The sequence below is a fragment of the Atopobium deltae genome (genome assembly GCF_001552785.1).
Taxonomy (GTDB): Bacteria; Actinomycetota; Coriobacteriia; order Coriobacteriales; family Atopobiaceae; genus Atopobium; species Atopobium deltae.
Window position 1 is genome coordinate 22,646 of the sequence record NZ_KQ959489.1, and the last position, 17,989, is coordinate 40,634.

General features: G+C 47.7%; 11 protein-coding genes and 1 tRNA gene. 9 read left to right on the forward strand and 3 right to left on the reverse strand.

Annotated features, from left to right (window positions below; translation table 11 throughout):
* Positions 1-10 precede the first annotated feature (10 nt).
* The 3 genes from HMPREF3192_RS02970 to HMPREF3192_RS02980 are packed head-to-tail and all read left to right on the forward strand — an operon-like array spanning position 11 to position 1,961.
* Entirely contained in the window at positions 11-811 is an 801-nt protein-coding gene (locus HMPREF3192_RS02970; protein ID WP_066305202.1) for a ParA family protein, read from the forward strand.
* Positions 804-1,667: a ParB/RepB/Spo0J family partition protein gene (locus tag HMPREF3192_RS02975; RefSeq protein ID WP_082715601.1), complete on the forward strand. Its 864-nt coding sequence runs from the start codon at positions 804-806 to the stop codon at positions 1,665-1,667. The genes HMPREF3192_RS02970 and HMPREF3192_RS02975 overlap by 8 nt, the downstream gene beginning before the upstream one ends.
* 57 nt (positions 1,668-1,724) lie before the next feature.
* Positions 1,725-1,961, forward strand: coding sequence for a hypothetical protein (locus tag HMPREF3192_RS02980; protein ID WP_066305205.1), 237 nt, complete (start codon positions 1,725-1,727; stop codon positions 1,959-1,961).
* Positions 1,962-2,116: 155 nt separating this feature from the next.
* Here HMPREF3192_RS02980 and rlmN read toward each other — a convergent pair whose 3' ends face one another.
* Entirely contained in the window at positions 2,117-3,169 is a 1,053-nt protein-coding gene (gene rlmN / locus HMPREF3192_RS02985; RefSeq protein WP_066305206.1) for a dual-specificity RNA methyltransferase RlmN, read from the reverse strand.
* Positions 3,170-3,291: 122 nt separating this feature from the next.
* Here rlmN and HMPREF3192_RS02990 point away from each other — a divergent pair, with 122 nt between their 5' ends.
* Both HMPREF3192_RS02990 and HMPREF3192_RS02995 read left to right on the forward strand, forming a co-directional pair.
* Positions 3,292-4,242 (forward strand): D-alanine--D-alanine ligase family protein, encoded by a 951-nt coding sequence (locus HMPREF3192_RS02990; protein ID WP_066305207.1) that lies wholly within the window; start codon positions 3,292-3,294, stop codon positions 4,240-4,242.
* On the forward strand, positions 4,239-7,436 hold the full coding sequence (locus HMPREF3192_RS02995; protein ID WP_066305209.1) for a helicase C-terminal domain-containing protein: 3,198 nt from the start codon (positions 4,239-4,241) through the stop codon (positions 7,434-7,436). The genes HMPREF3192_RS02990 and HMPREF3192_RS02995 overlap by 4 nt, the downstream gene beginning before the upstream one ends.
* A 98-nt stretch (positions 7,437-7,534) precedes the next feature.
* On the opposite strand, the gene HMPREF3192_RS03000 is transcribed toward HMPREF3192_RS02995, so the two are convergent.
* A complete protein-coding gene (locus HMPREF3192_RS03000) occupies positions 7,535-10,015 on the reverse strand; it encodes a helix-turn-helix transcriptional regulator (protein WP_066305211.1) in 2,481 nt (826 codons plus the stop codon).
* 602 nt (positions 10,016-10,617) lie between these two features.
* On the opposite strand from HMPREF3192_RS03000, the gene HMPREF3192_RS03005 reads away from it, so the two are divergent.
* The gene (locus HMPREF3192_RS03005; RefSeq protein WP_066305213.1) at positions 10,618-13,209 is read left to right on the forward strand and encodes a M28 family peptidase; all 2,592 of its coding nucleotides are present in this window, start codon (positions 10,618-10,620) and stop codon (positions 13,207-13,209) included.
* Positions 13,210-13,378: 169 nt separating this feature from the next.
* Here the strand turns inward: HMPREF3192_RS03005 and HMPREF3192_RS03010 are convergent, their stop codons facing one another.
* Positions 13,379-16,222 (reverse strand): VaFE repeat-containing surface-anchored protein, encoded by a 2,844-nt coding sequence (locus tag HMPREF3192_RS03010; RefSeq protein ID WP_066305214.1) that lies wholly within the window; start codon positions 16,220-16,222, stop codon positions 13,379-13,381.
* A gap of 125 nt (positions 16,223-16,347) precedes the next feature.
* Between HMPREF3192_RS03010 and HMPREF3192_RS06980 the strand changes: the two genes are divergently transcribed.
* The 3 genes from HMPREF3192_RS06980 (at position 16,348) to HMPREF3192_RS07120 (ending at position 17,961) form a co-directional block, all read left to right on the forward strand.
* Positions 16,348-16,551: a hypothetical protein gene (locus HMPREF3192_RS06980; RefSeq protein ID WP_066305215.1), complete on the forward strand. Its 204-nt coding sequence runs from the start codon at positions 16,348-16,350 to the stop codon at positions 16,549-16,551.
* 545 nt (positions 16,552-17,096) lie between these two features.
* Positions 17,097-17,171 (forward strand) — tRNA-Gly (locus tag HMPREF3192_RS03020).
* A gap of 577 nt (positions 17,172-17,748) precedes the next feature.
* Positions 17,749-17,961 (forward strand): Cna B-type domain-containing protein, encoded by a 213-nt coding sequence (locus HMPREF3192_RS07120; RefSeq protein ID WP_407921947.1) that lies wholly within the window; start codon positions 17,749-17,751, stop codon positions 17,959-17,961.
* The last annotated feature ends 28 nt before the right edge of the window (positions 17,962-17,989 follow it).

Consider the following 17,989-nt stretch of genomic DNA (forward strand, 5'->3'; position numbering starts at 1 on the left):
AGGAGGATGCATGCAGTCTAGCGAAATCAAGCGTTTTAACGAAGAAAAAGACGCTAAAACTGTTGCAATAATTAACCAAAAAGGTGGAGTTGGTAAATCAACCACTGCAATTAATCTTTCCACTACGCTTGGTGAATCTAAGCGAAAGATATTGGTTGTCGATCTTGATCCGCAAGGAAACACAACAAGTGGCTTTGGAATCAACAAAGAAGAGCTTGAGACAGACATATATGATGTTTTGCTCAATGACTCCCCTATTGAAGAAAACATTATTCAAACAATTGAGCCGCAGGTCTTTTTAGTTCCTGCTACTATCCAACTTGCAGGCGCGGAAATCGATCTTGTTTCGCTTAAAAAAAGGGAGTTTTTGCTTAAAAACAAGATCGCAGCTATCAAAGATGATTTTGACCTCGTTTTGATTGATTGTCCTCCATCACTAGGACTACTCACTATTAATGCTTTTGTTGCTTCAGACAGCCTGATAATCCCAATTCAATGTGAATACTATGCTTTAGAGGGCGTTACTAAGCTTCTAGAATCGATGGATATGGTGCGCCAGTCACTCAATCCAGATCTAGAGGTCCTTGGTGTTCTTATGACAATGTTTGATAAGCGCACTACGCTATCAAATCAAGTGGTTGAAGAAGTGAGAAAGTATTTTGGTCAAAAAGTATTTAAAACAGTTATACCTCGCAGTGTAAAAATTGCAGAAGCGCCAAGTCATGGATTACCCATTACTAAGTACTCGCGCTTTAATAAAGCTGCGCTTGCCTATACAAAACTTGCAAAGGAAGTGATTCGTCGTGGCTAAAAAAGGTCTTGGAAGAGGATTAAATGCTTTAATTAGTGAGGCTAACCACGAAGTTGGAGGTCTTAAGGCAGACTCAAGGCTTCCAATTCAATCAATAGTTCCTAATCCCAACCAACCGCGAAAAAAATTTGATCCCGAAGCGCTTACCGAACTTGCTGACTCTATTAAGCAGAATGGAATTTTACAACCAATACTAGTACGTAAAAAGCGGGATAAGTACGAAATCGTTGCTGGAGAAAGACGTTATCAGGCAGCGAAGCTTGCAAAACTTAAAGAGGTTCCTGTAGTCATTCGTGATGTAAGCGATGAGGAAATATTGCAGCTCGCGCTTATTGAAAATCTACAAAGATCGAATCTCAATCCTATTGAGGAAGCGCAAGGCTATAAAGTTCTTATAAAGCAAAATAAGATGACACAAGAAGAGCTAGCTCAAGCACTCTCAAAGTCTCGTTCTGCTATTACTAATACTCTTCGCTTGCTTGATCTTCCTCAAGCGGTTCAACAGTATATGCTTGATGGGCTATTAACTGCTGGTCATGCTCGTGCAATCTTGGCGGTCCCTTCTGAAGAAAAGCGCGAAGCGCTTGCTAAAAAAGTTGTAGAAGAACAACTTTCGGTTCGTCAGACAGAAAATCTTGCACCACTATTTTCTGTCGAAAAGATAGAGGTTTCCAAAAGAAAGGTTACACCTCAATCATTTAAACGAGTGGCACGACAGCTTCGACTCTTGTTTGATACCAATGTACGAGTTAAGCAAGTAAGGGGAAAGAACAAGATTGAAATCGAGTTTAAAGATGAAGAGGACCTCCTTCGAATTCTAGAAACTATAAAAGAGACGAATGGGGATGCAGAGTAAGTAGAGGCAGCCATGGCCAGCGCAGAGTGGTGCAGAAAAAAGAAAAGGGCGTAGAAAATGGGGAAGTGTAGAGGAAGAATAAAAAGACTTGTTGTTTCCGCTGCTGTCGTTTATGTGACTTACATATTGTTGCCTGAGAAAGACAAAGAGAAAATTAAAACAGCAGCAAGAGAGCTTTTACAAAGAGCAGGAAGCGCTATGCAAGAGATTCAGAGAGTTTATAACAGACAAAACGAGCAAAGCATGCTTAAAGAGCAGCAGGAGCAAACACTGAGGCAGTGGGAATATCTTTAGCGGAATTTGGCGCTAAATCAACCAACCCAAATGTCAGGTGATTCCATATATCAAGGCCTGAATAGAACACATGTTTGTTTTTAGGCCTTTTTAATTATGTGCTTTGGAAGCGATACCAACACGCTTACGGATTCGTAATGGTATTTGTAATGGGTTTAGCCTTGAGCCTTACCCCTTGCTACAGATTTTTGTTTAAGCTGCCCACAAGCCGCATCTATATCAGAACCACGAGAGTTGCGGATAGTTGCCTCAACACCCACGCGAGCAAGTCTCTTAATAAACAGCTGCGCACGTTCGGGAGTCGAGGGTTTAAAGGGGGAGTCATCAATTTCATTTAGCATAATAAAGTTTACATGTACTAATGTACCTCGGGTAAAGTCACATAACGCTGAAATTTCTTCATCAGTGTCGTTCACACCACCGATGAGTGCATATTCATAAGAGGGTCTTCGACCGGTCTTCTCGGCATAGTCTTGTAGTGCCTCTTTAAGTTGTGTGAGTTTAAACTGCTTGACACCAGGCATAAGCTCGTCACGCGTTTTTTGCACAGCTGAATGAAGAGAAACAGCAAGCGTAAATTGTTCAGGCTCAGTGGCAAATTTACGAATCATGGGAATAATTCCGCAGGTAGAAACTGTTAAATGTCGCGCCCCAATGCCAAGTCCATCCCGCGCGTTAAACAAACGCAGCGTGCGCAGCGTTTCTCGGTAGTTGGTAAATGGTTCACCTTGGCCCATAAAAACGATGTTCGACGCGCGCATGCCAAAATCATCGATGATGTATTGTGCCTGCTCATAAATCTCATCAGCAGTGAGGGAACGAATGAGCCCCGATTTTCCCGTTGCACAAAATGAGCACCTCATGGCGCAGCCAGCCTGTGACGAAACGCAAATAGAAAGCTTGTCCGCTTTACTCAAGGAAGGCATACCCACACACTCAACCGTGGTCTTATCGGCCAGCTCAAGAAGGTATTTGCGGCTCCCGTCGGCGGATTGCTGCGTAACGATTGGTCGAGGGATATGAAGGTAAAAATTTTCTGCAAGGGTTTGGCGCAAGTTAAGGGGTAAATCACTCATGTCTTCAAACGATTTTGCATGCTTTATCCACAACCATGAATAAATTTGGCTGGCACGAAACTTAGGCTGCCCTACACTAAGCACAAACGAAACAAGTTGTTCTTTAGAAAGCTGTTTAATATTTTGCAGCATGCGAGCCCTTATCTGTAAGTTATATAAAAAGACGACAAAACGCTGACTTTTTTGCAAAAGCCGTACAAAGACTTGTACCATTAGAGTCTAACGTAGATTACGTTGTGAACGAGGAGTTTATAATGACCAACATTGATGTCACACATTGTAAAATTGCGCTTTTATCAGGGGGTTGGTCTGACGAAAGGGAGGTTGCCCTAGCAAGTGGGCGCGCATGCGAGAAGGCGCTTCGTGAGGCGGGATTTACCCAAGTTGATTTTATTGATGTGGCCCAAGATGGTATTTTAGCTAAGCTCGAGGCGGGCAAATATGACCTTGCTTTTATTGCTATGCACGGAAAGTTTGGTGAGGACGGCTGTATTCAGGGTCTTTGTGAGATTTTGCACCTCCCGTATACATTTTCGGGTGTTTTGGCATCTGCGGTTGGCATGGAAAAGCAAATTGCCAAAACGCTTTACCATACCGTGGACATCCCTACGCCTGCAGGTGTTGAAGTTTCTGTCTCGCAAGAGCTGAATGAGGAATTTATTCAAAACATAGTAGAGACATATGGCCTTCCGCTGTTTGTAAAACCTGCGAGCAATGGTTCGAGCTACGGGGTTTCTCGAGTCACAAAAAAAGAGCAGCTTAAAGACGCTATTCTCTGCGCTCATAGGGGTGCCGACAAAGCCCTCGTTGAGCAGGCGATTATCGGAACCGAAATCACAGTACCCGTCATTGGTAATAAGAACCCTCACGCACTGCCCGCTGTTGAAATTGTGACGGGTGCAGAGTTTTATAACAGTGAAGTGAAGTATGAGCCCTCCGAGCTTCACCATGTTATTCCAGCTCGTATTTCCGAGAAAGCCTATGCACTTGCACAGGAGTATGCGCAAAAAGCGCATGAGGTACTCGGCTGTCGTGGTGCATCCCGCAGTGACTTCATTGTTAATGCCGATGATGTGCCCGTGCTTCTCGAAACCAACGTCATTCCTGGCATGACCGAAAACTCTCTGCTTCCTGACTCGGCACGTTATGAGGGGATTGAGTTTTTCGAGCTATGCCGCAAATTTGTCGAGTTTGCTCTTGAATGATGTTGGATGATTTTTTGTTGCCTGACACACCTCGGCAAATCGCAGAACAATATAAAACGCTTAAAGTCTTCGCGCAGGACCAAGATTTTGGTCTGCTCGAAGACAATTTTATCGTGCTCGACACTGAAACCACGGGCTTATCGTTTAAAACCTGTGAGCTTATCGAGATAGCTGCAGCTCGCATCGAACAGCGCAAGATTGTCGACAGGTTTTCGACCTTTGTGAACCCCACTAAACTTATTCCAGAAGAAATTACCAAGCTGACGCACATCACCAACGCTGACGTTTTTAATGCGCCTTCTAGCAGACAGGCGGTTAAGCAACTCACTGATTTTGTTGGTGGCATGCCCATTTTGGCGCATAATGCGCACTTTGACAGGACGTTTATAGAGCGCGTGAAAGGTGGTTGTTTTGTAAGTGACACCTGGATTGATACGCTTGCACTCAGTCGAATTGCCTTGCCGTGTCTTTCTTCGCATAAACTCGCTGATCTATCAGCGATGTTTGGGCACGATAGAGTTTCTCACCGCGCCATGGATGACGTGGAAGCGCTTGCTGAACTTTGGCCCATAGTGCTTGCGGGACTTCGCCTGCTGGGGCCCGATCTTATGCGCTTTTTAGCGGACATGCATGAAGGGTATGACTGGCCTTTTCGGCCGATTTTCAGCTATCTCGCACGAGATAAGGTGGACGCGGGGTTTGATGTGTTGCAACGCCGCCACCAGATCGTACAGCCCGATCGTTGGGTCCCGCAAGCGGGCGCGCAAGCAGCCGCTCAAGCATCGCCAACGCTCTTTCCCGTTTTAAAAGAGCAGATAGATGCCGTATTTAAGCCACAGGGGAGCATGGCGGGCATATACGAGAAGTACGAGTTTCGTCCCGAACAGCTTCGCATGGCGCAAGAAGTGCAAGAAGTTCAGCAGCATGGGGGAGTGAGCTGCATAGAGGCTGGCACGGGTGTTGGCAAATCCATGGCGTATCTTGTGCCTAGTGCCTTGTTTTCTATCAACAACCAAACAGGCGTTGGTATTGCAACCAAGACAAATATACTGACAGATCAGCTGATGCACAAAGAGCTGCCTGTGCTTGCAAAACTTTTTGCCGAGAAGACCGTTGATGTTGCGGGGAGCATGCCTGCGTGCCACACACCCGCGGGAAGCTCGCCCGCAGGTGCTCCCGTAGGGAGTAAAGGCGCGAGTACAAGCACATCAAGCCGCGTTGCACCAAGTCGCACATCTGCAGGAGCTGCAGCAACACCGCATTTCAGCTATTGCGCGCTCAAAGGATTTGACCACTATCCGTGTTTGCAAAAGATTATGCAGGCCGCAACCCAGCCGATCTTCTCGCCAGAAGAAGATAATGACCAAGTGGGAAGCCAAGAAGGACAGAAGCAAGAAAGCTCAGTAGCCGTACAGGACTGCTTAACCGCACTTGCGGTAAGCCTTGCTTATGCTTGCCAGTGTCCAACGGGCGATATTGACAGGCTGGGAATTAGATGGAGTAATGTTCCCCGTTCTTTGATAACGAGTACTGCCGAAGGGTGCTTGCGCGCGCAGTGTCCCTTTTACCCACATGAATGTCTGGTTTTTGCCGCACGGAAGAAGGCGGCCACATCCAACATTGTGGTGACAAACCATGCGCTTCTTTTATGCGGTGTCGATGCGGATGGTACGGTTTTGCCTCCGCTTGAGCATTGGATTATAGACGAGGCTCATTCGTTTGAATCAGAGGCCCGCAAGCTCTGGGCACGCGAAATTTCGAGCGCTACCGTGCGAGCAACCTTTGAGCATATCGGCGGAGTTCGCACAGGTGCTCTTCATGCATTGTTGGTGCAAGCAGCCTCGTGTGAGGGAAGCACCCTTATCGCGGGCCTTCTCACAAAAGCAGCGTCGTTGTGTGCTCGAGCTTCGCTGCGCTGCAACGATCTTTTTTCCGAAATAGCAGGATTTTGCCAAGAACAGGCTCCGTCACGCGGTTTTTATGCGAATCAAAGCTATGATACTTCGGAAATTTGGATTAGTGACGAGTTGCGTGCAACGCCAGCGTGGGAAAAAATCCAAGTGACGGCAACCTGTACTATGCAAGCGCTTGAAGAAGCTGTCAAAAATATTACCGAAGCCCAACAAAAAATCGCGGAGCAGATCACCAAGCCTGATGCGTTTTTGACAAGTGATATTCGAAGCCTGCGGGACCTTCTCGCTAGTCTTTCGCTGATCATGAAAGAACAGAGCTCCGAGTACGTCTATTCCATACAGGTGAGAAGAACCGCGGGTAATAGCAGGCACTATGCGCTGCGCGCGGAAAAATTGGATATCGGCGAGCAGCTGGCAAACAAGTGGCTTCCCCAGAACAAAAGTTGTGTCTTTACCTCGGCAACATTGACCGCCAATGGTGACTTTAAGCACTTCAATCACGCTGTCGGCATTGATCGGCTGGATAGTCGGGGTCAGCTGGACCAGCAGGGTCAGCTGGACCAGTCATATCAACCAGATCAACCAGATCAACTGAACCAACTCGAGGAAGTGCCCGTCAAGCACGCGTGCATTCCTTCAAGTTTTGATTACGAGCACAATATGCGCGTACTTGTGGCTCGCGATTTGCCGCTGGCTCAAAGCCCTGAATATATCGAAAAGCTCGCTGACATGCTCTATTCGGTGCATTGTGCCATGAAGGGCTCGGTGCTCAGCTTGTTTACTAACCGTCGCGATATGGAGGCTACATACAAGCTTTTGCAACCACGTCTTGCGCAGGCAGGCCTTTCGTTGGCAATGCAGCAAAAAACGACCAGTGCCCAACAGCTGCAAAGAAAATTTATTGCCGAGAAGACCCTCTCATTGTTTGCGCTCAAATCTTTTTGGGAGGGCGTCGACGCAGCAGGGGATACCCTGCGCTGCGTGGTTATTGTAAAGTTGCCCTTCTCGAGCCCCAACGATCCACTTTCGAAACAGCGTGCTGCTCAAGACGATCGAACGTGGTGGAAGTACTCTCTGCCCGAGGCGATTATTTCAGTGAAGCAAGCGGCTGGTCGCCTTATTCGAAGTTCGAGCGACAAAGGTGTTTTGATTTTTGCCGACTCGCGTCTGCTTACCAAGCGCTATGGTTCTCAGTTCTTATCGAGCCTTCCACAAAAAGAGTATGTCGCTCTCGAGGCACAATATATTGGGCGCTATATTGAATTGCTGCACATGTGGTAAGCGTCGAAGAGTGCGGATAGGCAGATAGGGTCTCTGCTGCGGATAGGGTTGCCGCAGATAAGGTCCGTTGTCCGCCGCTCGTCGAAGCACTCACAGGTCTACACTAAAGCCAGCGTTTGCCGCGCATATTGCAATACCTGCTCACACAATTCATCATCAGCAATATACAAACCCGCACCACATGCCGTGAGGTGTTGCATTAGCCAAAGGCTTTGATAGTTGGGAATGATGGCTTCGGTTATGACATCGTTTTGAGTATCGTTTCCCTTGTTTGTGCTGCTTAGATTCTTGCTAGCATGTTCGTTATTCGCATATCCGTTGATCTTATTGCCAGCCAAATCTTGAATTTGCTTTGGATGCCAAGGATACAGCGTCACGAGCTTACGATCAAAGAAAAGTACCCGCGCGGTTTTTGTGGGTGCCGTAAACGAAACGTTGGGCTTATTGCCCACACTAGTAAAATCTCTTAGCTGCTTTAGATACAGCATCGTTTTTGCAGCATCTTTTTGAGAAACACAATCGCAGGATGCAACATCATGCATACGATCAAGCCTAAACCTGCGCTTTTGCATGCTTTGACAATCAAGAGCCCACAAATAGGTGTAGTCATTTTCCTTAAAAAGGTACCTCGGCAAAACAGTGTGCTGCTTTTTACGCGGCGAGGCGCTGCGCGCGTTCGCGTCTCCGCTGTTCGTGTCACCTATGTCACCTGCACCGTCCCTGCTGTTTATGTCACCTGCACCATTTGCGCCATCTGTACTGTAGTGGCCAGGTGTGTATGTAAATGTGAGGGCCTGCTCGCATCCTCGACCAGCATTATTTGCGAGCACTACCTCAATGCAACTAAGAAGGGCGTCGGGTGTAGCAGAGGTTTTGCGAGAGGTAATGGTGCGCTCAACGTATTCTGGTGCAACCTCTTGATGGACAAAGCTTTTATCAACCGCCTGATACAGTGGGTGATCTCGAGAAACGTCTAAAAATTGCAGCGCCGCTACGAGCGCCGTGGTTTCACTTATGGTAAGACGAAGTGCCTTTGTGCCACTTGTCGCCGCGGGGTTTGCGGGACTCACCTGAATGGTGTTCTCGTCATCCGACAATGCAATAGGCAGAGAATTTGTTTCATCGGCGGCAAGCAGCAGAAGTTGATTCACAAGTTCCGCAGCATCGTCCAGCTCAAGACCGAACTCCTCGGCAACATCTTTCTTGCTATAGGGCTCTTTACTTTTTGCAAGCACGAGCCACAAAAGCTCGAGCGCTCGCAGATTTATCTGATTTTTATTGCCAGAGCTTCTCGAGAGTTTTCGTGTAAGCGTCGTGGTGTCGTCACTGTCTGCCGCGCTCGTGCTGGTGCTTGTACCACTGTTGACGCCTCCACTACTCGGCAAGTTCTTATCAAGAAATGCCATGCTCTCGCAGTGTTTTTTATAGGCCGCAAGCGCCTCATCGGCAGTTGTTGATGCCGAGAAGATCGTTTGCTCAAGAATATTTTTCCAGGCATCTACCAGCGGTTTTGGTTTTTGAGGGACAAAGCCCTCCTCAAGGGCCCACTGCGCCGCGTCGGTAAGCTGATTTGTGTTAACGGGCATGCGCAACAGTGCCTGCGTTGCCGCCAGATCCTGTGCCTGCGACGAGACCTGTGTTTGCAATGAGGTCTGCTCTTCAGCGGCAGGCTCGTCGGTAGAGAAATATCCGCGGCCTACGGGAATCTTTGAATAGTCGTTTTGGAGACGGTCAAGTGAAGGGTGAGGATAAAAAGTAGCTTCAACAAGATTTTGTCCAAGCTGGAATGGCAAAAAGAGATATTTTTTAACGGAAAAGGACTCGGGAACCTCGTACGTCTCTTCTAATTTTTTGATAAAGAGGACACGGTCTTCTCGATAAACGCGAATCTGGTTGTACTGTAAGCCGAGCTCCTTACTATACACGCATCCAACAAAATACGACTTTTTATTAAGCGAGAAAAGCCCCAAAATTGCGAGTGTTTTGTCACTGATTTTTCCTTGGGCATCGATATAGCTTATTTGACAACAGCGGCGTTGAATAAAATAATCGCGCAGCTCAGAGCTTATACGCTTTTGTTTTTCAATCTCTTTTTGCTGCCTTTTTGTTTGCGCTTTTGTACCGCCCGGTGTGTCGCCTCTTGTATCAGTGCGAACGTCAATAATACTTGGAATATCGGCAGTGTTAAAAAACCCACTTATATTTGCAAGAGCAAGTCGTAGATCACGTTGATAGGGAAACGCCTCATCCTTACACAATGGTTCACATAAGGCGTCAAGTTTTGCGGCATTCTGAGCTGAAAAATAGTTCGTATTTGCATAGGTACACTGGGCGTCCAGGGCATACACATCTCCGCCCAGCGGGTCAGAAAGTGTAAGAACGATGGTTCCACAAGCCTCAAGTGCTTCTCTATCTCGGTCAAATTGTCTATGAGCACTGTTGTCGTTTAAGTCAGGATAAATTGCATCTTTTATTTTTTTAAACGAAAGATTAGTTTGCGTATTTATAAAAAGAAGAGCAAGCGCTGCTCGACGTTCCAACACCCGGGAATTTTTATCTTCTTGCAATTCTTCCTGCATAGGTATCACCTCGCTGCCGCTATTCTCTGATCACATCCCGTGAAGCTCAGAGAAGCTCGACTACCCTGTGGACCAACGCCTCAACTTGTGACTCAACGAAACGCCTCAAGCAATGTTTTAAAATGCGCTCCAAAAACATTGTCATGAGTGCTTAAAAAACTAAGCAAAATTAGTATACGTGTGGAGCTGGCGGCTGTGTAGCCATAAGCAGCCAAGAGTTGTAAAATTGCACGCATGTGGATGTGGTATGCGGCCGTACTATGCGGCCGTACTATGCGGATCTGGTGCGCGGACGTGCTTGGTATTTTCAGGCGACCCATGCGCGTCCGAGGGTCTTTGGATCTATTTTTATGACGTGCACACAAGATTTGCCACACAACCACGACTCGACACGCAATCACGATCCTTAAAAAACCCTATAAGAAATTCGCTTTTTTATACAAAATCGTCCAAAAAAGCTTTTAAACGTAAAGAAAATATGATTAGCCTAAGCTAAATTATCTCAAAAACGATTATGCGACTGTGCAAATGCTGGCACAAAACGTATACTTTTACCAAGAGACCACAACTTTTTACAGGTTATGCATACAAAGGACGATAGCATGGCGACTAGAACTCAAAAATATCTTGAGTACCTTGATCAACAAAACCCCATTGCTCCAGCAAATAGTCAAGAAGAACTGCAAACGGCCCAAAGCATCGAAGCATTTTTTAAATCTCGCGGACTCGAAACGCAAGTGCAGGATGTAGATGCATCAACAGCGGCCCCTCGCATTCGCGCGATTTTGCAAATCATTATATGCATTGGTATGTTTGTGGCGCATTTTGGTGGTGCCGCGATTTCCACACTCTTCATGCTCATCACCTTAGCTGCCGTCGTGCTTTTAGTGCTGGATACCCTTGGGAAAGATGTTTTGAGTCGCTGGACGCCTATTGCAAAAAGCCAAAATGTTATTGCAGTTCACAGAGCTTCTGGTCCTTTGGTCTCTAAGGGCAAACGCCCTATTGTTATCGTCGCTCATTATGACACGCCTTACGAAAACGTTTTATATCGCCTTCCTTTTGCCCGCGCACAAATGTATGTGCGCATAGCTGCGGTTTGGAGTATTCCGTTTATTGCTTTGTGTGTTATCTTCCAGCCCTTTGCTGCGCTGGGTGGTTTTCGTACGCTATTGTGGATTGTTGGGTTTATCGCAAGTCTTGCCCCCCTGTGTGTGGGAGTAGCAACCATAGCCGAGCATTTTATGGGCTGCACGACAGGCGCTAATGACAACAAGTCCTCCATTGCGGCGTTGTTTGACATTGCAAGCACGGTTCGTCCTGCCGAAAATGAACAAGTTCCCGCCCAAGCATCTGACCAAGTCTCTGAGCAAGCTTCCGCTTTTGGCAATCAAGATGCTACTTCTGAAGCCTCATCGGTTCCGGCGTCAGACGACCATGCCGAGAATACCAATGTTGCTGACGAAACAACCGATCTTGCCACCAATGCTGCCGATAAAACCAACCAGCTCAAGCCGCTCGCCGAGCTCCAGTACGAGCAGGTTGTTGGGGTGCGCCATGGTGAAGAAGTTATCAGAAGCCTTGGCATGCTTTCTGAGGAGTGCGAACTGGAATATCTTGAACCTCGTCTCATAACGCCAACCGCTGCTCCCGCCAGCCAAACACAGGAATTTGATCAAGCCAGTGATGATGTTACTAATGAAAGCGGTGAAGCGTGCGCGTCTTCATTTGGTCCTCGTGTTTTTGCACCATTGAGTGCTGTTGGACGTCGTGGGGGAGCAAGGGCTGCCCAAGGCGCCACAGAGCCAACAGACCAATTTGTTTCCTCGGTAAGGCACACACAGCGGCGGGTTCAGGGGTGGTTCAAAACAGCATCGCATGCCGCACACGATTTGTTTAATTATTTTTCAGCATCCCACGCCAAGCAGGATCATAATGCTGATCTAGAACAAGCAAAAGATGCTCCTTTCAACGAAAGTGTTTACAAAGAAAGCCAGCAACAGGCGAGCGCTGCCGTGCCCGCGGGCGCGCCAGCGCCCGAAGGATACACGTTTAAGGATGTTGTAGCCACATCAACCAAAGGCAACAAAAACTCTGTTGACGACAAGACTGCAGCAGTTTCTCAGGCAAGCAAGTTGCCCGATCTTTCGGATAACGAGCAGCTTAATTTAGCGCGCCGGGTTTCGCTATTTGATCTGCCAGATCCTTCAAAGGCTGAGGTAGATCCCTTAAGTCCTGAAGGGATTATTCACGAGCACCCGATGGTTGATGAGCGCACAGCAGCTGTGCAACAATCACGGAACACCTCAACGACTCCGACGACGTATGACCGCTCAAAGGTTCCCTCTGTGCAAAAGCTCGACGCAGATCCTCTGCAAGCGCCTGCATCGATGCCAGCACAGAAGAAGCTCCGTTTGTTTGGTAAGAAAAAACAGCAACAGGACTCCTTTGCAAACTTTTTGGGTGTCGATAATGACTTTGACGCCAAGGTTGATGGCGGCAAGATTGGAAGCTGGGACAACTTTGATTCAACGGATTCCACGGATGCACTCAAGCAAGGGCGCGGACAGACTTCAAACCCCGAAAATTCTTGGAAAGGTGGTGCAACCATCAACTCCAAACTCCAGATTATTGATGGTGACGCACCAGCCGCCACCAACGAATTTGCCCCCAGCGCTGCGACCAGCGTCGATCAAACCCCCTCTTCGGAAGATGTTCGGGATGCCGTTCTCGCTATGACGGACGATAAGCTTACCTGCCACGACATTTGGTTTGTTGCACTTGGTGCTTCAGCACTTGACCGCGCAGGCATGCAATCATTCTTGCAAGATTTTCGTCGTACCTGCCGAGGCTCCTTTGTCATCAACCTTGACAGCATCGGCGCAGGACAGCTTACTGTGCTTGGCCACGAGGGTGTCTATAACAAGCGCCGTGCAGATCGCCGTCTGACAAGAATGCTTATCAATGTTGCTAAAGATCTACACATCCCGCTTGAGAAGAGAAACCACGCGTGGACCGATACTGATGTAACTGCTGCTATGAGATCATCGATGCGTTCTATTACGATCACTGGTCTTGACGAGAATGCTCTACCAGCGCTTTCTCACACTGCTGACGATGTGATAGATATGATTGATGTCAGTCAGATTAAAAACGTCTCAACGCTTATCTGTGAGTTGATCAGACGTTCTTAATGTCATAGGAAGTCCTGAAGTAGTCGAGGACCATGAGTGTCAGTAGTGAACTTGCTCGTGATTGCTAGTCTCCTCATTCAATAACGAAGAGGAGACTAGTTTTTGTTTTTAAATCTCCGAGTTTTTAACTTTCAATCTTGGCTGCGCAAGCCAGTTATGTAGCCATCCTTTATTCCCTCAAGCGCTTTTTTATCCAGAGCAGTAGCATTCCTCCAACAGTAATGATTATTCCGCATCTAGCAAGCCTGAGCCTCAAGCCCATGCGAGATACCTGCAAATCAAAGGTTTTTGGTAGAGGGATTCTTGTCAGCGGAGGTGGTGCAGGCGATTCTGGTGGTTTAGGAGGCGGCGGCAACTTTGGCGCAGGTGGCTCGGGAGGCTTCGGTGGTTCTCGCGGCTCTGGAGGAGTTGTTGGTTCAGGCGGTTTTGGAGGTTCTGGCGAAGGCTCAGGAATACTAAACGATTGGTTCGCGTCTGTTTTATCGGCATGTTGTACGAGCTTAATCTCATGAAGATAGATTTTTTCAAAAGCAACAAGCTCGCGTGTATCTATTCGCTTGGGAAGCGTAAAACAAACGTCAACGGTTCCTTCGCCAGCTTCAGGCGTAAACGTGGTCCCAACGATAAGAGGCGTTTCTTTGGATGAAAAACAAAGCTCTCCTGCCTTTTTGTCGATAAGGGCCGACACGATATTATATGTTTTTCCAGGCAAAAGGCCTGTATAGGAAATGCGGTCTACTAACGTAAGAGGAAAGGTGTCAAAGCTTTTATCGCTCGTGCGCTTGTTAAAGAGCAGTGTTTGCAGCTTAGGCACAGGAATCGTTTGTTGTCCATTGCTGATATCATTATGCGCTGCGATAAGCACATCGTTTGATAAAAGCTGTGCGGTGGCAACCAGTTTAACAATGTTGGGCGTGTTGGGAGCGCTGGCAGCGCTGGAAGTATTGGGCGCACCGGGCGCGCTAGCGCCAGACGCACTAGGTGTGTATGTATAGGTAAGCGCTACGGTCTTCTCGTCCTGATCTGCTTCAGCTGTAAAATTCTGACTCGTTTGCTCTACAACATACGTTTTTCCAGAGGCGTCTACCCCAAGCAGAGAACCCTTTACGACATAGCTTTCGCCAGGTTTAAGTCCCGTAAGAACCACCTCATCAACGAGCTTTGTAGGCTCCTGTACCGAGACAAGTTTTTCTTTTAGCTGTGCGTGAAGCAGGGTGGTTGTGATGTGAGGAAAATACACCGTTTGTTGCTTATTGTGAAGATCGTTGTGCTTCAAAAGCACGTTACCCTCAGCATCATACAACGTCACACACGAGACCACTTTACGAGGCAGTTGCTGGGTGTTATGTATAACGTAATCTAGAGAAACCGTGCCCTTCTCGGCGGATGCGGTAAAGCTGTGCTTTTTGGTAAGGGGACCGCTTTCGTCCTGCACAAGCACGCCTGTTTTAGGGTTGTACAAGGAAGCTTCAAAAGTGTAGGCATCACCCTTCAGAAGTCCGCTATACGAAATGTCGTCTCGCAGCGTGATGGTTTTTGCTTGTTTGCAAAGATGGCTATTAGTGCTGGTGTTGAGTAGCTCTGTGCTCAGCTTCGGGTTTGGTTTTGCACGAAGTTTGATACCAAATTTAACGACCGCCACGCCCGACTGCGTTGTTACCTGAGGACCCACGAAACCCAAAACTACATAAGAGTTATCGCCTGCCTGTGTTTTAGCAAGGACGCGCACCGCGGCCGAACACCACATATCCTTGCCAGGGTTCACTTTGTTTTTTGGTTGCTTAACATGCCCACAGAGCATGGGGAGAATTCCCGAACCATAGGCAGGATAATATGTGCTGTTGCTCGAAAGGCCACTAAAATCCCAGCTAGAATGCTTGGAATGAGCCTGCGGCAAAGCCAGCGCAAAAGTGATGTCGTGACGGATGGAAATCGCTTTTCCATGTGCTTCAGAAAGGTTTGCGAGCTGGCCCTTTACGGTATCCCAAGTTGCTCCCGACAAGAGCTTATCGATAAGGACGGCGGTCGATTGGTCGCCCCTAAAGCCAACTTGATTGTTGGTCCAGGCATACAAATAAGGGGCACATGCTTGAGAAAGGCTGACGAGGTTTTTATCGTCATAGGTCACGGTGGTTTTAAAGGTATAGAGGTCTCCGACTTTTAGTTTGTCAAAATCAACGGAATCAAACTTGCCCCATGGCCACATCGCTAGTTTTTCGTGATCCGAAATGAGTGCAAAGCCTTTAGGTGTGGCGGCAGCCTTGGCAGAAGCCCTCGCAAAGGCCTTCGTGGGAATCTCGATAAGACTGCGCGTGCGCAGCAGCAGTGTTTGCATAAATGAGCGAGGTTTAATTTCGACCGTAAGAGACGGTTGTGTTGCGGGGCAAAGCGTCAGGGAAAGTGTTCCTGCTTTTTTATCGTAAAAGGCCCCCGAGCTTGCATCCAAGACGTAAGGATTCGAGTTGTCTCCCAAGTAAACGGCTAAGTCGGAAAGATTGATCTGCGATGCCTGTGATGGATGAACAACGGGTATGGTTACGGTGGTGTCAAAGGCAGGTACTACAAGATTTTGCAATGGCTGTATGGGCGCAATGTCTGCACGCCTGCTGACTGTTCGTGCGCATACCAGCGTTTGAGTCATCTGCTGCGGCGTAACACGAAGCAATAACTGTGACTGCATGCCAAAGGCGATCTCTTGACCTGCATCGTTGGTAAAAAGACGTTTTGGAATATAGGCAATACCGCTGTCCTTATCAAAAATAATGTCCTTAATCAGCGTGCCACTTAAGTCATCCTTTGCAAAGATACAATCGCTCATCAACCCCGCGCGATTAAGCTTGGTGTTGTCGAGAAAAGCAACGAAGTAGTCGGCGGAGCCATGATATAGCTGCGCTACGGTTTCGAACTGGCCCATGATGGTTGAGCATGCTTGTGCTGGGTTGTTCCATACCGAGTCAAGTGTTGCATCCGCGGAAGTTTTTGTGGCGTCAACCAGCGTATACTTAACGCTCATACGATGTCCTGAATCACGAAGCGCTAGGTTTTGCTGCGCGTTTGTAATACCTCCCAGCTTCGTGGCACACACGCCCGTACTCGCCGCCGCTGATGAGACAGCGCTTCGGGGGTTTTGCCCGCCATATGAGCCTCTTTGGGATGCGCTTCTTCGAGATGCTTCTCTGGCAAGCGTGCTTTGGGCAGCAGAAGCTCTGTCTTGCCAACCAGAAGACTTTACGTTCTGGCTTTGGTTTTGCCCGTAGAGAAGACCGACGTTTATTTTTGAGCGAAGATACGTTTTTGTATCAGGGTATGTATAAAGCTTTTGGTCCCGTGCTCGGTTATTAGTATTTTGTTCTTGCGAAGCCTGCTTGTGGGAGCTTGTTTGATCATGCGCATAAGCAAAGTTCTGCAAGGGAATTTTTTGCAAGAGGTCCATGCTATTAGTGGCCCATGTAGCCATGAGTAATGTACAAACTCCGAGCGCAAATGCGAAAAAGGGGAGTTTAGGTTGTTCGTGTTGCGAATGCGTATGCCCTGCGCTGCATAGTTGCCGCGTTCTTCTCACCCCTCGTACCCGTCGCCCAGCAGCCATGGCCCTACCTCGAATCCAAGACAAAGCGTTCATGAGCACTCCTTACACCGTCATTATTTTTATAAGGAGTTGTAGTCTATCGAGATCATCTAACACAGCTCTAACAAATATTTTCACGGTTGATGGAGTATGCACGTTGGGTTGCCAGTACTGGGCGACGCCATTCCTAGCTGCGGCGGTACACCTGCTCGCCGCGGAACACGCCACCATTCGCATCCAGCACTTTTTGTGAAAGCTTGCGCCGTTTTGTTTGCTATAAATAACCACTTTGCTATAGTTAAAAAGTCATACGTGTAAAGCGGGTATAGCCAAGTGGTAAGGCAACGGCTTCCCAAGCCGTCATGCGCGGGTTCGAATCCCGTTGCCCGCTCCAGCACTCCAATATTTCCAACACTTCAATATTTCCAACACTTCAACTCGATCAAGCATCGCCGAGAGGCTTCAGCGAATTTTGCTATCTTTACAGCTTGTGTACATATACATGATTTTTGTTGCCGTTCCACGAAAACTGTGGCAAAAACTGGACTTTTTCTGAGAATTTAATATAAATTTTAATATATATGCATAAGGTATGCATAGTAAAGCGCATCATGCGTAACAAAGCGTATACAAGAGCGCTCTTCCACTTTAACGCCGCTAAAACAAGGGAGGGCCAGCGTGAATACAAAACCTAACGCAAATGTCCCATCATGCTTGGCGGCACTCCCTATATGTAGGAAAACTACAACGGAACGAGCCAGTATTGGTTAAGCGATTTCACGGGAACAGTCGAGGATAACGGCACGCATCTGGCCGAGTGCTACTCCAATAAGTACCTGGAGTTCAACACGCCCGTTAAAGCAGACGCCAATGCCGAGAAACTCGCGAAAGTGACCATCGCCCACAATAGTTCGGCGAAGCGTGGAGGCGGCATTGGTTCCAACGGAACGGTTAACTTCGGCATAAAGAACGTGGTTGAGCTCAAGGTCAAGAAGCTGTGGCGAGACAAAAACGCCACAAAGCGCCCCGAGTTTATCACCCTTGATGTGTATAGAGCACTTGCGACCACGCCCGATCAAAAAACGCTCATCGGCTATCAGTATATGCCCTCTAACCAGGCAGAACTCACCATTAAAGATCTGCCGAAGCAGGACAACAACGGAGTCGACTACGTTTATATGTGAGGAAGGGGTTTGAGTGTCGCAGTTGCTT